Raw genomic sequence first — 13,934 nt, 5'->3', positions numbered from 1 at the left:
CGAGAAGAGCGGCGAGATCGGGAAGGTGATGGATCTCATCAAGGAGATCGCGGGCGAGATCCACCTGCTGGCGCTGAACGCGGCGATCGAGTCGGCGGCGGCGGGCGAGCACGGGCGGCGCTTCGCGGTGGTGGCGTCCGAGGTCAGGCGCCTGGCCGAGAAGACGCGGGAGTCGACCGAGACGATCCGGTCGCTGGTCTCCGAGATCCAGTCGGCGACGCAGGGGTCGATCGCGGCGACCGAGCAGGGCAGCCGCGAGGTCGACAAGTGGCGCGAGACGATCAACCTGACGTCGGACGCATTCGCGGAGATCATCGGGATGATCGAGAAGACGTCCGAGGCTTCGATGCAAATATCTCTGGCGACGCACCAGCAGACGAGCGCGAACGACCAGGTCGTGGCGGGGATGCGACAGGTAGCCGAGACGGTGCGGATCTCGGCGGCCCAGATGAAGGAGTCGTCGACGTCGGCGGCCGAACTCAAGGGGATGGCGACGATGCTGACGGAAAAATCGTCCGTCTTTAGGGTCTGATACGGATGGAGCGCAAAATCGACCTTTCGCAATTCCGGGAAAAGTTCGTGCGCGAGGCGCGCGAACGGATCTCCCGCATCAACGGGGCGATGGTCTACCTCGAGAAGAACCCGGGCGACCCCAAGCTCGAGGGCGACATCCTCCGGGAGGCGCATACGCTCAAGGGCGCCTCCAAGATGATGGGGTTCGCCAAGATCTCCGCGCTGGCGCACCAGTTCGAGGAGGCGCTGACCCGCCGCAAGGACCGCAAGATCGCCGCGAACCAGGACCTGACCGACGCGCTGTTCACGACGCTCGACGCCGTGTCCCGCCTTGTCGCCTCGCTGGCCGACACCAACCGGGAGGCGATCGACGTCGAGGACGTCCTCGAGCGTCTCCGCGCGGCGCAGGTCCCCGTCGAGGAGCCGGGCGGTAAAACGGCGCCTTCCCCTTCGCCCCAGTCGACGGCGTCCCCGTCCTCCTCGAAAGACGCCCCCTCCCAGGCGGTTTCCCCGCCCCCCGCAGGCCCCCGGTTCGACGTCGCCGCGAACCAGCCGATGGATTCGGGGCAGGGCGGCATCCGGGTCGAGCCCGAAAAGCTGGAGCAGCTTTCCACCCTCGTGACCAATGTGGTGGGCCACCACCTGCGGCAGGTCGAGCTCCAGGAGAAGATCGGCGAGCTCGGCCGCCGTTACCGCCGCATGTCCGCCGCCCTCCAGTCCGCGCTGCGGGACGCAGCCTCACAGGGAACGGCGCCGGAAGGGTTCATGGCGCGGATCGGTCCCTTTCTTGCGAGTGGGGAAAACGGATTCCAGGCGATGGACAGCCAGCTTGCCGATTACCACCGGAAGGAAAGCGAGCTGTCGGGCGCGCTGGCGCATACGCTCGAGGACATCCGCTCCGAGCTGGTTTCGGTCCGGATGGTGCCGCTGGCGCCGATCTTCGAATCGTTCCAGCGCTCCGTCCGCGACCTGGCGAAGGAGCTGGGCAAGGAAGTCGATTTCGTGGTTCGGGGCGGCAAGACCGAGATCGACCGAAAGGTGGCCGACGCCATCTCCGATCCGCTTATCCACCTAATCCGGAACGCGCTCGACCACGGCATCGAGCTGCCCGACCAGCGCACCGGCCGCAAGAAGGGTCCCAAGGGGCGGATCACCGTCGCGGCGACCCCCAAGAAGGGGCGGGTGGTCATCGAGGTCGAGGACGACGGAAAGGGGATCGACCTCCAGGAGATCCGGGAAGTCGCCATCAAGAAAGGGATGATCTCCGAGAAGGCGGCTTTCCGGCTCGACGACCGCGAGATCCTCTCCTTCATCTTCCGGACCGGCTTCACCACCGCGAAGTCGATGACCGACATCTCCGGCCGCGGGATCGGCATGGACGTCGTGCGCACCGTGGCCGAGAAGTTCAACGGAACGGTCGAGGTTTTTTCCACGATGGGGCAGGGCACGCGCGTGGTCCTCGAGCTTCCGCTGAGCATGGCGGTCTCGCGGATCCTCCTGTTCGAGGTCGCCGGGCAGTATTTCGGCCTTCCCATCGTCTATTCCGAGGGGGTCGCCCGGATTCCCGACTCCGAGATCAAAACGGTCGAGGGGAAGAAAACCTTCCGCCACGGCGAGGACGCGGTCCCCGTGGTCTGGCTCTCCTCTCTGCTCGAACTCGGGCGTCCGAAACCCGCCGCCACCCACATGGCCATCATGGTCCGCCATTCCTCGCGGCGCATGGCGCTCGTCGTCGACCGGGTCGAGGGGGAGTGCGAGGTCGTCGTGCGCGATCTCGGCAAGTTCCTCGGGAAGATCCAGCTGTTCATGGGATCGACCATCCTGGGCACCGGCGACGTGGCGCTGCTGCTCGACGTCTATGACATCATGACCGCAGTGCGGATGCGCCCCGAGGGCGCGCCGCCCGAGGCCGCGGGGGCTATCGTCCGGAAGGCCAGGACGCTGCTGGTCGTCGACGACTCCCTTCTTTCGCGGGAGATGCAGGCCCGCGTCCTGACGGCGGCGGGCTTCACCGTCGAGACCGCTTCAGGCGCGCAGCAGGCGATCGAGCGTCTCGGCCGCGAGCCGTTCGACCTCGTCCTTTCCGAGGCGCAGATGGAGGGGATCGACGGCATAGAGATGGTCTCCCGCATCCGGAAGGGGGGGGACCGCAAGGACATTCCGGTCGTCCTCGTCGTGTCGCGCGACCGATCCGACGACCGGTTGCGGGCGATGGCGGCCGGCGTCCAGGAATGCATCGAGAAGGAAAGCTTCAGCGCCGAAACGGTCGGCCCCATGATCGAGCGGCTGCTGACGGATCGGGGGCGGTGATGGGATCGATGGAGCAGGGGTCGCATCCGATCCGCCTCCTGGTCGTCGACGATTCGCCGACGGTCCGTTCCATTATCCGGGCGATGCTCGGGACGGAGCAGGACATCTCGATCGTCGGCGAGGCGGTCAACGGCGTCGAGGCCGTCGACAAGGCCGAGCGGCTGCGCCCCGACCTCATCCTGATGGACATCCGGATGCCGCGGATGGACGGATACGAGGCGACCGAGCAGATCATGGCCACGTGCCCGACGCCCATCATCGTCTTCTCGAGCCTGACCCGCGCCGAGGAGGCACGCGTCTCGATCGCGATGCTCGCCGTGGGGGCGCTCGACGTCATGGCCAAGCCCGACCTGGCCGATCCCGTCTCTGTGGCCGAGTGCGCCAAGGTGCTCCGGATCAAGGTGCGGGTCGCCTCGCGCGTCGCGGTCGTCCGGCACATCAAGCGGCGCCCGCTATCGGGCCTCCGCGACAGGATCACGGGCGAGACCGATGCCGCCGCGCGCTTCGACGTGCTGGGGATCGGCGCTTCGACCGGCGGCCCGGCGATCCTCCGTGAGATCCTGTCGCGGCTTCCGGCGTCCTACCCGCTTCCGGTCCTGCTGGTCCAGCACATCACGGTCGGCTTTTCCGACGGGTTCATCGAATGGCTGCAGCAGCACATCCCGCTGCGCCTCCGGCTGGCGCAGCCGCAGGACAAGGCGGTGCCCGGCACGGTCCTGATGGCGCCCGAGGGGCGTCAGATGGTCATCCGGCCGGACCGGACGGTGATCGCCGTCTCCAGCGAGCCGCGGGGGGTGCACCTGCCCTCCGTCGACGTGCTGTTCGAGAGTCTCGCCGAGAGCTTCGGCAACCGCTCGGTCGGCGTCATCCTGACGGGGATGGGCGCCGACGGGGTGGACGGATTGCTCAAGATCAGGCAGGCTGGCGGGGTGACGATTGCCCAGGACCAGGCGACCTGCACCGTCTTCGGCATGCCCGGAGAGGCGGTCCGGCGCGGCGCGGCGGGGGAAGTGCTGCCCCCCGAGCGGATCAGCGCCCGGCTGAAGGAGCTCGTGACGGTCACCGACCGGTCCGCAGGAGGACAACTTGCCTGAACATCGCCTTCTGCTCGTGGACGACAGCGAGACGGTGCGGGATATGCTCGCTTTCGTGCTCGCGGAATCGGGCCTCGAGGTCGAGACGGCCGCGACCGGCATCGAGGCGCTTCGCGCCGCCTTTCGCTCCCTGCCCGACATGATCCTGATGAACATCCGGCTGCCCGGCATGAACGGGGCCCAGGCATGCCGCGTGCTCAAGGCCGATCCGGCCACGCGCGACATCCCGGTCGTCCTCGTTTCGACGGAGGAGGGCGGGACCGCGAAATTCCACGCCTCCCGTTCCGGCGCCGACCGGGTCCTGCTCAAGGACGTGAACCCCGAGGACATCGTGCAGGTCGTGTCCGACTGCCTCGAATCGCGCCCTCCGGGCGCTCCGCCCCCGGCTCCGCCCGACGCCGAGATGTCCGACGCCGAGATCCTCTCCCGCGCGAACCATTACCTCGACGGCAAGCTGTTCGAGGCGACGCTGTTCAACGAGATCGGGCGTGTCGGCCAGGACGTCGACGACTTCGAGATGATGCTGCGCATGATGGGGCGTCTCGTGCGCGAGATCGCCCCGCACGAGGTGATGGCAGCCGTCTTCACCGATACGGTGACGCTCGAGACGGTCATCGCCTACCCGTTCGCCGTCGACGACGCGGCGCGCGAGGGGGTGCGGGGCTGGATGGAGCGGATCCGGGAAGAGGCCCAGGTCCCCTGCTCGCCCGAAAGCGTGATGGTTTCCGAGTTCCGCCTCAACGAGCGGCGCGAAGAGGAAGAAGACGGGGGGGCGGCCGACGAGCCGCTGCGACCCGTCACGCGGGTCCTGATCCGCTCCGGCGACATGGTCAAGGGGCTGGTGGTTCTGTTCTCGCGGGCGCCCGAAAATTCCCTCGGCGAACGGGGGCTGACCGAGGCGCTGCTCCGGCAGAGCTTCACGGTCATGGAAAACGCGTGGCTTTATCGGCAGATCATCCGGATGTCCACGACCGACGGCCTGACGGCCCTCACCAACGTCCGCGCCTTCCGGGAGTCGCTCAAGCGGGAGCATTCCCGCGCCATCCGCCACCGGCAGCGTTACTCGATCATCATGATGGACATCGACCACTTCAAGAAGGTCAACGACGTGTACGGCCATCCCGTGGGCGACGCCGTGCTGAGGGATCTGGCGGCCCTCATCCGGGAAGGCTTCCGCACGACCGATTTCCCCGCCCGTTACGGCGGCGAGGAATTCATCGTCCTGCTTCCCGAGACGAGCAAGCGCGAGGCGCAGGTCGTCGCCGAGCGGCTCCGGGTGGCTGTCGAGCGGAAGGTGTTCGCGGCTCCGTCCCCTTCGCTTCACGCGACGATCAGCATGGGGATCACCGATTTCGACCCCGAGTCGCCGATGACCGAGAAGGAAGTTATCGCGGTCGCGGACGACGCGCTCTACCACTCCAAGCGCGAAGGCCGAAACCGGATCACGCTCCGCTAGCCGGAAACGTCCCCATGCCGCAGCCCCTCCCGGAACTTCTTTCCCCCGAGCAATTCGCCGCATTGCGCGAATCGATCGAGCGCGCGAGCGGCATCGTGCTCGGCTCCGCGAAGCTGTCCCACCTCGACAGCGCCGTTCGGGAGCGAATGGCCGCGTGCGGCGACGTCGACGTCACGCAGTACCTGGCCCGGATCGGGGACAGCCTGTCGGCCGAGGGCGAGTGCAGGGCGCTGGTCACCTCCCTCCTGGTCGGCGAGACGAGCTTCTTCCGGACGACGGCGCTCTATCGGGTGCTGGAGCGGAGCCTGTTTCCCGAGTTGCGATCCGGCGGCATGCAGCTTCCCCTCGAGTTCTGGAGCGCGGGATGCGCGACGGGCGAAGAGCCCTATTCCGTGGCGATCGCGGCGCTCGAGGCGTTCGGGAGCCGGATCGACGCGCCCGTGCGCATCCTGGCCACCGACCTGCACGCCGGCTTCCTCGACGTCGCGCGGGAGGGGGTCTACCCCGCCTCGGCGCTGCGCGATGCGCCGCCGCACCTGGTGATGAAATATTTCCAGGCGCTTTCCGACGGTCGCTTTCGCGTGATCGACGCGGTGAAGCGGCTCGTGCGGTTCGAGCATCGCAACCTCGCCGATGCCACACGGCACAAGTCCGACCCCGAGCGGTTCTCCGCCATCCTGTGCCGCAACGTCATGATCTATTTCGCGCCGGGGACGACGCGGAAGGTGGTCGCCGGCTTCCACGAACGGCTTGCGGACGGGGGACTGCTCTTCCTGGGCCACTCCGAGACGCTCTGGGGCATCTCCGAAGCCTTCCGTTTGGAGGAGCGCGACGGGCTGTTCTTCTACCGGAAGAAGAATCCGGGGGCGCCGCCGGTGCCGCAAGGATCCCCCGTCCGGCCATTCCCCACCTCCCGCCGCCCCGGTCCGCCGCTCTCCGGCTCGCCGACCCGGGCAAGGGCGACAGCGTCCGCTCCCGCCGTCGCTGACGTGCCCGTCGAGAACCGGCCCATGTTGCCTCCGACGCTTCCCGTCGGCCGCCCGACTGCCGCGGGCGCCGAAGCCGCCGCCCTCGGGCTGGCGCTGCAGGCCGAAAGGATGATCGACCGCGACTTGGCCGAGGAGGCCGAGGGGGCGTGCCGGGAGGCGCTGGCGCTCGACCCTGTTTGCCCGGAGGCCGAATACCTGACGGCGGTGCTGCTGCGTCGGCGCGGCCGCTGCGAAGAGGCGCTGATGCACGCCGCGCGCGCCCTGCTCGCCGACCCGCTGTTCGTCCAGGGGGCGGTCGAGCTCGCCGAGTGCATGGCGATCCTGGGAAGGAAGTCCGAAGCCGCGGCGCAATGGCATTCCCTGGCGGCGATGCTCGATAAGCCCGTCCACTTCCCCCGCCTCTCGCCGGCGACCGGGATGACCGTCTCCGCCCTGCGCGACTACGTGGCGTCCCGCATTCGCTGAAGGCCCCGGACGTTCGTGGCGCCGGGGCATCATTTCTGTCTGGATTCCGACGGGATGGCGATTTCCGCTTTCGGAAGGATTCCGGAACCGCTGGCCCAAGTCATCGAATACAATAAAGAGTTGCCGATCGGGCGTGCGGCACGATTCCTGCCGTCATGTGCATGTTGACCGATTTCACCCGAAGCCACGAAAGAAGGGATCAGCGCCCGAGCCATGCAGACACCCCCTGATGAAAAGCCACCCCTCGCGACCCGGGTCAAGCTGGCCGTATTCGGGGCTCCCCGCAACCTCTTCGATCCCAAGTTGTTCCACAACCTGTCGCTCATCGCCTTCTTCGCCTGGGTCGGGCTTGGCGCCGACGGCATCTCGTCGTCGTGCTACGGCCCCGAGGAGGCGTTCCTCGCGCTCGGCCGCCACACCTCGCTCGCCGTCTTCGTCGCGCTGGCCACCGTCATCACCGTCTTCATCATCTCGGGCAGCTACATGCAGATCATCGAGATGTTCCCCTCCGGCGGCGGCGGTTACATCGTGGCCTCCAAGCTGCTGGGCCCCCCGGCGGGCGTCGTCTCGGGCTCTGCGCTCGTCATCGACTACGTCCTGACGATCACGATCTCGGTCGCGTCGGGCACCGACGCGGTCTTCAGCTTCTGCCCGCCCTCCTGGATCCAGTACAAGTTTCCCTTCGTCGCCACGATCATCCTGTTCCTGCTATGGATCAACCTGCGCGGCGTAAAGGAGTCGGTGGCTTTCCTCACGCCGATCTTCATCGCCTTCATGGTCACGCACGTGCCGCTTGTCTTCTACATCTTCGGCAAGCACATCCCGGATCTGCCCCAGGTGGCAAGCGCGGTCGGTTCCGACGTGTCGGCCGCGGTGCGCGAGGTCGGCTGGTTCGGCGTCGTGGCGGTCGTGATGAAGGCCTACTCGCTGGGCGCGGGCACGTTCACCGGGATCGAGGCGGTCTCCAACTCGATGCAGACGCTGCGCGAGCCGCGCATCCAGACCGGCCGGAAGGCGATGGCCTACATCGCGATATCGCTGTCCGTGGTCGCGGGCGGCATCCTCATCGGCTACCTGCTTTCCGGGGTTCATCACATTCCCGGGAAGACGCTCAACGCGATCCTGCTCGAGAAGGTGGCGGGGGGGTTATGGGGCGCTTCCACCGCGCCGATCGTCGTGGCTTTCGTGCTGGCGGCCGAGGCCGCGTTGCTCTTCGTCGCCGCCCAGACCGGCTTCATCGACGGGCCGCAGGTCCTCTCCAGCATGGCCGTCGACTCCTACCTGCCCCATCGCTTCGCGCACCTGTCGCAGCGTCTCGTGCGCAAGTTCGGCGTCGGATTCATGGGACTGATGGCCTTCCTGATGCTTTACATCACCGGCGGTTCCGTCCAGCACCTCGTCGTCATGTACTCGATCAACGTGTTCATCACTTTCTCCCTCTCCCAGTTCGGCATGTGCGTCCACTGGTGGAAGTTCCGGAACGAGGAGAAACGGTGGAAGCACGGAATCATCATGAATGGTGTCGGCTTCCTCCTCACCTTCTCGATCCTTTGCGTCACCATCCTGATGAAGTTCACTGAAGGCGGCTGGATCACGCTCGTCATCACGGGGCTGTTCGTAGGACTGTGCTTCCTGACGCGCGCGCACTACCGCAGCGCCGCAGTCCACCTCCAGAGGCTCGACGAGCTGCTCACGATGCTGCCCGAGACCGGCACCGAGAAGCCCAAGCCGATGCTCCGGAAGACCGCGCCCACCGCGGTCGTCCTGGTCTCCGGCTACAACGGCCTCGGGATGCATGTCTTCTTCTCGATCGTCCGGTCGTTCCCCGGGACCTTCAAGAATTACGTGTTCATCTCCGCGGGCGTCGTCGATTCGACCGTATTCAAGGGCGTTGAGGAAATCGACAACCTCGTCTCGAGCGTGCGGGCCGACCTCGCGAAGTACGAGGCGTTCGTCCATGCCCACGGCTACTACGCCGAGACGCGCTACCAGGTGGGCACCGACGTGGTCGAGGTCGTGACTAAGATCGCCCGGGAGGTCGCCGCCGACTTCCCCAACTCGGTGTTTTTCTCGGGACAGCTGTTGTTCCAGGACGAGAACTTCTTCACGCGGCTGCTCCACAACCAGACCTCGTTCATGGTCCAGAAGCGGTTCGTCTTCGAAGGGCTCCCGATGATCATCATGCCGGTGCGGGTGCTGTAGCGGGTCGGCTACGGGCCGAGGAAATCCCGGCGCTTAAGGCGGCCCGGGTATCCCCTCCCGGGGGACGTCTTGCTCGGCCATCCATGGCCTTCCACGACTCCATACCCCTCGCGCCGCCTTCCATGGCGGCTAAATCCGCTCGGGGCATAGGCCCCCGTCCGGGGACACCCGGACTCGCTGCGCGCCGGTACGACGAGCGGCCGTGTCGCGACGTTGGCGCCATCAGAGTCATCGTGGCGTCGTTCTGTCCGGCATGCGCAGCGACGCAGGGTGCCCAGGCGGCGCGGTCGGGCGCCCGCGCCTCCATCCCGCGGGTTGACGGCTGACGGGTCGGTGGGGGATTATAGGGGCATCCGATTCGATCAACGAGCGGGGCGGCGGCGACGCCGTTTCGTCGAAGTTTTCTTCTCAGGGGGTATGTGATGGCATTCATGCGCAGGGCGGGTTGGTTCGTGATGGTAGCGGTGATGATGGCGGGCTGGATGGGCGTGCTTGCGGGTGCGCGTGGCGTGGCCGAGGCGGCCATGATCCCGTCGCACGGCGTGGGCGAGACGGCCGCATCCTCCGTCGCCGACCTTTCGAAGATGCAGGCGTTCCTCGAGAGCAAGGTCGTCGTCCAGAAGCTGGCCGACTACGGGGTGTCGCCCGCCGAGGCGATGGCCAAGGTCAGGCAGATGAGCGAGTCCGACCTGCACCGGTTGGCCTCGATGACCGAGAAGGCGGCGGCCGGCGGCGATGCGCTCGGGTTCCTGATCAGCGTCGCGATCCTGGCGATCCTCGTGATCGTCATCCTCAAGCTGCTCAACAAGGAAATCATCGTCCGTTGATGCCTCGTTCCCTTCGCTTCTTCGGCGCCGCCCTGCTCCTGGGCGGCGCCTTTTTTCTTTCCGGGGGCTGTGCGGGGCGTCCGCTCACGCTGACCACGGTCGACGGCCCGGTTTTCTTCATCCCCGGGGTCCCGTTCCTGCAGCAGGAGGAGGAGACGTGCGGCCCGTCGTCGCTGGCGATGGTGCTGCGCTTCCTGGGAAGCCGGGAAACGACGGCCGGGCTGGCGGTCGAGACGCGCACCGAGGCGCTGCGGGGGGCGCTGATCACCGACCTGTCGAGCGCGGCGAAGCGGCGCGGTTTCACCGCCGAGGTGGTCGATCTCGACCTGCCGCGGCTGAAATCGAGAATCGACGCGGGGACGCCCGTCATCATGCTCGTCGACCAGGGGATCTGGGCGTACAGCGTGCCCCATTATCTCGTCGCCTTCGGCTATACGGCCGACGGCTTCATCGTCCACACGGGGAAGACGTCCGGCGCCGTGATCACTTCGAGGACGCTCGATGTCCAATGGGCAAAAATGGGCCGGCTCGCGCTGGTCGTCTCACAGGGGAAGAAGCGATGAAGCGGCCGTTCGCGCCCGTGTTACTGGTGATGCTCCTGCTGGGCGGTTGCGGGCACATGCCGAGATTCATCGTGCTGAACGACCCGCTGAGCGCCGAGGAGCACGTGATGCTCGGGGTTGGCTACGAGCAGCAGGGGGAGTTCTTTCTCGCCGAGAAGGAATACGGCCGCGCGCTCAAGAAAGACCCGAAATGCTTTCAGGCCCGCGTCAACCTGGGCAACGTGGCGCTGGCGGGACGGGAATACGAGGCGGCGAGGAAGCAGTACCTGCGGGCGCTCGAGATCCGGCCGGGTGATCCCGAGGCGACGAACAACCTGGCGATGGCCTCCATCCTGTCGGGCGACGTGAAGCGGATGGCCGAGGCCCGAACCCATCTCGATGCCCTGCTCGCCGCCGACCCCGTCAACCGGGTCCCGGCGCTTCTCGACACCGGGAAGGATCTCGACGCGGCGATCGCCCGGTCGAAGGAGCCGAAGTAGCAAAGCGGAACGGGCCGCTCTGCTAGAATGAAAAGATGCTTACCGACGCCTTCGGCCGAACGGTCGACTACCTTCGCCTCTCCATCACCGACCGGTGCAACCTGCGCTGCGTCTATTGCATGCCGCCGGAAGGGATCCCCCTAAAGCCGGTTTCCGAGATCCTCACTTACGAAGAGCTGCTCCGGATCGCCCGCGTGGCGGCTTCGCTCGGCGTCCGCAAGCTGCGGGTGACCGGCGGCGAGCCGCTGGTGCGGGGAGGCGTGGTCGATTTCGTGCGCGATCTCGCCCGCCTCCCGGGCATCGACGACCTGGCGATGACGACCAACGGGATCGGGTTGGCCGAGCTGGCCCCGGGGCTCAAGGCGGCGGGGCTTCGCCGCGTCAACGTCAGCCTCGACACGATCCGGCGCGACCGTTTCGCCGAGATCACCCGCCGAGACCGGCTTCCCGAGGTGCTGGCCGGCATCGACGGGGCGCTGCGCGCGGGGCTCGCGCCCGTCAAGATAAACGTTGTGCTGCTCCACGGCCTGCTGCCGGGCGAGGTCGACGACTTCCTCGCGATGGCGCGCGAGACCCCCGTCACGGTCCGGTTCATCGAGCGGATGCCGATCGGCTGTTCGCCGTCCGAAGGGTACGTCTCCGCCGACGGCGTGCGGGCCCGCATCCTGGCCTTGCCCGGTGTCCGGGAAGCGGCCGGCCGCAGGACGGCTGCCGCGCTCGAATACCACATTCCGGGATTCGCGGGCCGCGTCGGGCTCATCTCGCCGGTCTCGCGCAAGTTTTGCTCCGACTGCAACCGCCTGCGCCTCACGGCGGTCGGCCGGCTGCGCAACTGCCTGTTCGGCCGGGAGACGCTCGACCTTCGCGGCCTGATGCGGGGGGGAGGCGACGACGCGGCCGTCGCCTCGATGATCCGCCAAGCGGTCGCATCCAAGCCCGAGGGGCACGATTTGTGCGGCAGCGGTACGACGCCCACCGCGGCCGAGCCGATGTCGCGCGTCGGCGGCTGAAAAGCATTGCCCCGTCTTGTCCCGCCCCCGCTCAATTCCGAGTTGCGCTACAACAACTACGGCGCCTGGATTCGCCGGCGTCTCGGGACGTCTGCGATCCGCGTCGGCATCGACGGGGGGTTTTCCTGCCCCAACCGCGATGCGGTCGGCGAGGGCTGCTTCTACTGCAACAACGACGGATTCACGCCCGGCATCCGGCACGCCGCCCTCCCCGTGGCCGAGCAGCTTCGGGAAGGGATCGACCGGATGCGGGCGGGACGCAAGGCGGCGTGGGCAAAAAGGTCCGGGCTGCGCTACCTCGCCTATTTCCAGCGATTCAGCAACACCCATGCCGATTCGGAGACGCTCGACCGGCGCTATCGCGAGGCGCTGGCTCACCCGGAGGTCGACGGGCTGGTCGTAGCGACGCGCCCCGACTGCCTCGGGCCGGAGATCATCGAGGTCCTCCGGTCGCTGGCCCGGGAGCGCTACCTGATGATCGAGGTGGGCTTGCAGTCGTTGTCCGACGCGGTGCTGGCTCGGATCGGGCGAGGGCACACGGTCGCCGACTTCGGGCGGGCCGTCGGGGCGCTTCGCGCCGCGGGGATCGACGTCGGCGCGCACCTGATCTACGGTCTTCCCGGCGACACCCCCGCGAATTTCCTCGATACGGCTGCATATCTCTCGGGTCTCGGCGTCCAGGGCGTCAAGCTGCACCACTTCCACGTCGTGGCGGGGACGCGGGCCGAGCGCGAATGGCGGGACGGTCAATTCGGGGTGCCCGGATACGGCGAATACGTCGCGGCATGCGCCGACTTCCTGGAGCTCCTGTCGCCCGAGATCGCAGTGATGCGGCTATCCGGCACGACGTCCGATGGATTGCTGCTGGCGCCCCGATGGGAGCAGGACGGCGAGCGTCTCGCGCACGACGTGACGCGCACGCTGGCGCGGCGCGACAGCTTCCAGGGCCGGGGCGTCGCCGAGGGACGAATCGATGGGTGAAGGAGAACGCGCCATGACGAACGACGACCGGGAATACCTTCCGCATTCCTCCGGCTGCTTTCTTTGCGGGGACGAGAACGTCCACGGGGTCCGCACCGCCTTCTTTGTCGAGGAGGGCGCGGTCCGGGCGCGGCTTTCCCTCCCGGCGCACGTGAACGGCTACAAGGGGATCGCCCACGGGGGGGTGGTCGCCGCGTTGCTCGACGAGACGATGGGCTGGGCGGCCACGGTGTTCGGCGATCGGCACCCGATGTACGTCACGGCCGAGCTGACGCTGAAATACCTCGGCCCCATTCCGGTCGGCGAGCCGGTCGAGATCGTCGGCCGGCTGGTCGAGGATGCGGGGCGGATCGCCTACACGGAAGGGGAACTGCTCCGGTCGGGAAAGGTGCTCGCGCGCGCGAAGGGGAAGTTCATGCCGATGACCGACTCGGCCACGGCCGGGGTGATGCCCTACCTGAAGTTCGACCGCTGCCGCGCGTTCGCGTCGCTGTTCGGGAGGAACGCTCCGGGCTAGACCTGGAACGCCGACGCTTTTTCGGACAGCCGGGCGGCCATCACCTTGAGCTCCGCAGCCGATGCGGAGGAGGATTTCATGCTGTAGGCCGATTGGGCGACCATCTCGGCGACCTGGCGCATCCCGTCGACCACCTGGTCGTTCGCACTCGTCTGCTGGTGCGTCGCCAGCGAGATCTGCATCGAAGCCTCGGACGTCTTCTCGATCATCCCGATGATCTCCGCGAACGTGCTTGCCGTCAGGTTGATCGTCTCGCGCCACTTGTCGACCTCGAGGCTGCCCTGCTCGGTCGCCACGATCGACCCCTGCGTCGCCGACTGGATCTCGGAAACCAGCGACCGGATCGTCTCGGTCGACTCCCGTGTCTTTTCGGCCAGCCGACGGACTTCGGACGCCACCACCGCGAAGCGCCGCCCGTGCTCGCCCGCCGCCGCCGACTCGATCGCCGCGTTCAGCGCCAGCAGGTGGATCTCGCCCGCGATCTCCTTGATGAGATCCATCACCTTCCCGATCTCGCCGCTCTTCTCG

14 protein-coding genes are annotated in these 13,934 nt (G+C 67.4%); 12 read left to right on the top strand and 2 right to left on the bottom strand.

Going from position 1 to position 13,934, the window contains the following annotated elements; translation table 11 throughout:
* The 5 genes from VGK27_04695 to VGK27_04675 all read left to right on the top strand — a co-directional run.
* On the top strand, positions 1-532 hold a 532-nt coding region (locus VGK27_04695; protein HEY3489405.1), incomplete at its 5' end, for a methyl-accepting chemotaxis protein.
* Positions 533-537: 5 nt separating this feature from the next.
* Complete coding sequence (locus VGK27_04690) at positions 538-2,823, top strand: ATP-binding protein (GenBank protein HEY3489404.1); 2,286 nt, start codon at positions 538-540, stop codon at positions 2,821-2,823.
* Positions 2,823-3,917 (top strand): chemotaxis-specific protein-glutamate methyltransferase CheB, encoded by a 1,095-nt coding sequence (gene cheB / locus VGK27_04685; protein HEY3489403.1) that lies wholly within the window; start codon positions 2,823-2,825, stop codon positions 3,915-3,917. The genes VGK27_04690 and cheB overlap by 1 nt, the downstream gene beginning before the upstream one ends.
* Positions 3,910-5,373 (top strand): diguanylate cyclase, encoded by a 1,464-nt coding sequence (locus VGK27_04680; protein ID HEY3489402.1) that lies wholly within the window; start codon positions 3,910-3,912, stop codon positions 5,371-5,373. Before cheB ends, VGK27_04680 begins: the two co-directional genes overlap by 8 nt.
* Positions 5,374-5,387: 14 nt before the next feature.
* A complete protein-coding gene (locus VGK27_04675; GenBank protein HEY3489401.1) occupies positions 5,388-6,827 on the top strand; it encodes a CheR family methyltransferase in 1,440 nt (479 codons plus the stop codon).
* Positions 6,828-6,856: 29 nt separating this feature from the next.
* Here the strand turns inward: VGK27_04675 and VGK27_04670 are convergent, their stop codons facing one another.
* A complete protein-coding gene (locus tag VGK27_04670; GenBank protein ID HEY3489400.1) occupies positions 6,857-7,042 on the bottom strand; it encodes a hypothetical protein in 186 nt (61 codons plus the stop codon).
* Between VGK27_04670 and VGK27_04665 the strand changes: the two genes are divergently transcribed.
* From VGK27_04665 to VGK27_04635, 7 genes are all read left to right on the top strand, one after another.
* Positions 7,041-9,029, top strand: a complete 1,989-nt coding sequence (locus VGK27_04665; GenBank protein ID HEY3489399.1) for an APC family permease — start codon at positions 7,041-7,043, stop codon at positions 9,027-9,029. The genes VGK27_04670 and VGK27_04665 overlap by 2 nt on opposite strands.
* A 422-nt stretch (positions 9,030-9,451) precedes the next feature.
* Complete coding sequence (locus tag VGK27_04660; protein HEY3489398.1) at positions 9,452-9,856, top strand: PA2779 family protein; 405 nt, start codon at positions 9,452-9,454, stop codon at positions 9,854-9,856.
* Positions 9,856-10,419 (top strand): cysteine peptidase family C39 domain-containing protein, encoded by a 564-nt coding sequence (locus VGK27_04655; GenBank protein HEY3489397.1) that lies wholly within the window; start codon positions 9,856-9,858, stop codon positions 10,417-10,419. Before VGK27_04660 ends, VGK27_04655 begins: the two co-directional genes overlap by 1 nt.
* The gene (locus tag VGK27_04650) at positions 10,416-10,898 is read left to right on the top strand and encodes a tetratricopeptide repeat protein (GenBank protein ID HEY3489396.1); all 483 of its coding nucleotides are present in this window, start codon (positions 10,416-10,418) and stop codon (positions 10,896-10,898) included. Before VGK27_04655 ends, VGK27_04650 begins: the two co-directional genes overlap by 4 nt.
* Before the next feature lie 35 nt (positions 10,899-10,933).
* Positions 10,934-11,908 carry a GTP 3',8-cyclase MoaA gene (gene moaA, locus VGK27_04645; protein HEY3489395.1) on the top strand — a complete coding sequence of 325 codons (975 nt, stop codon included), beginning with the start codon at positions 10,934-10,936 and terminating at the stop codon, positions 11,906-11,908.
* A gap of 6 nt (positions 11,909-11,914) precedes the next feature.
* Positions 11,915-12,889 carry a TIGR01212 family radical SAM protein gene (locus VGK27_04640; protein HEY3489394.1) on the top strand — a complete coding sequence of 325 codons (975 nt, stop codon included), beginning with the start codon at positions 11,915-11,917 and terminating at the stop codon, positions 12,887-12,889.
* Between the two features lie 13 nt (positions 12,890-12,902).
* Complete coding sequence (locus VGK27_04635; GenBank protein ID HEY3489393.1) at positions 12,903-13,406, top strand: PaaI family thioesterase; 504 nt, start codon at positions 12,903-12,905, stop codon at positions 13,404-13,406.
* On the opposite strand, the gene VGK27_04630 is transcribed toward VGK27_04635, so the two are convergent.
* Positions 13,403-13,934, bottom strand: a 532-nt coding sequence (locus VGK27_04630) for a methyl-accepting chemotaxis protein (GenBank protein ID HEY3489392.1), incomplete at its 5' end; no start/stop codon positions are given. The two genes, VGK27_04635 and VGK27_04630, sit on opposite strands and share 4 nt — an antisense overlap.

The organism is Candidatus Deferrimicrobiaceae bacterium (assembly GCA_036504035.1).
Classification (GTDB): Bacteria; Desulfobacterota; Deferrimicrobia; order Deferrimicrobiales; family Deferrimicrobiaceae; genus JANXPS01.
The sequence above is the reverse complement of the archived record's forward strand: the minus strand, read 5'-3'. Positions and strand labels throughout refer to the sequence as shown.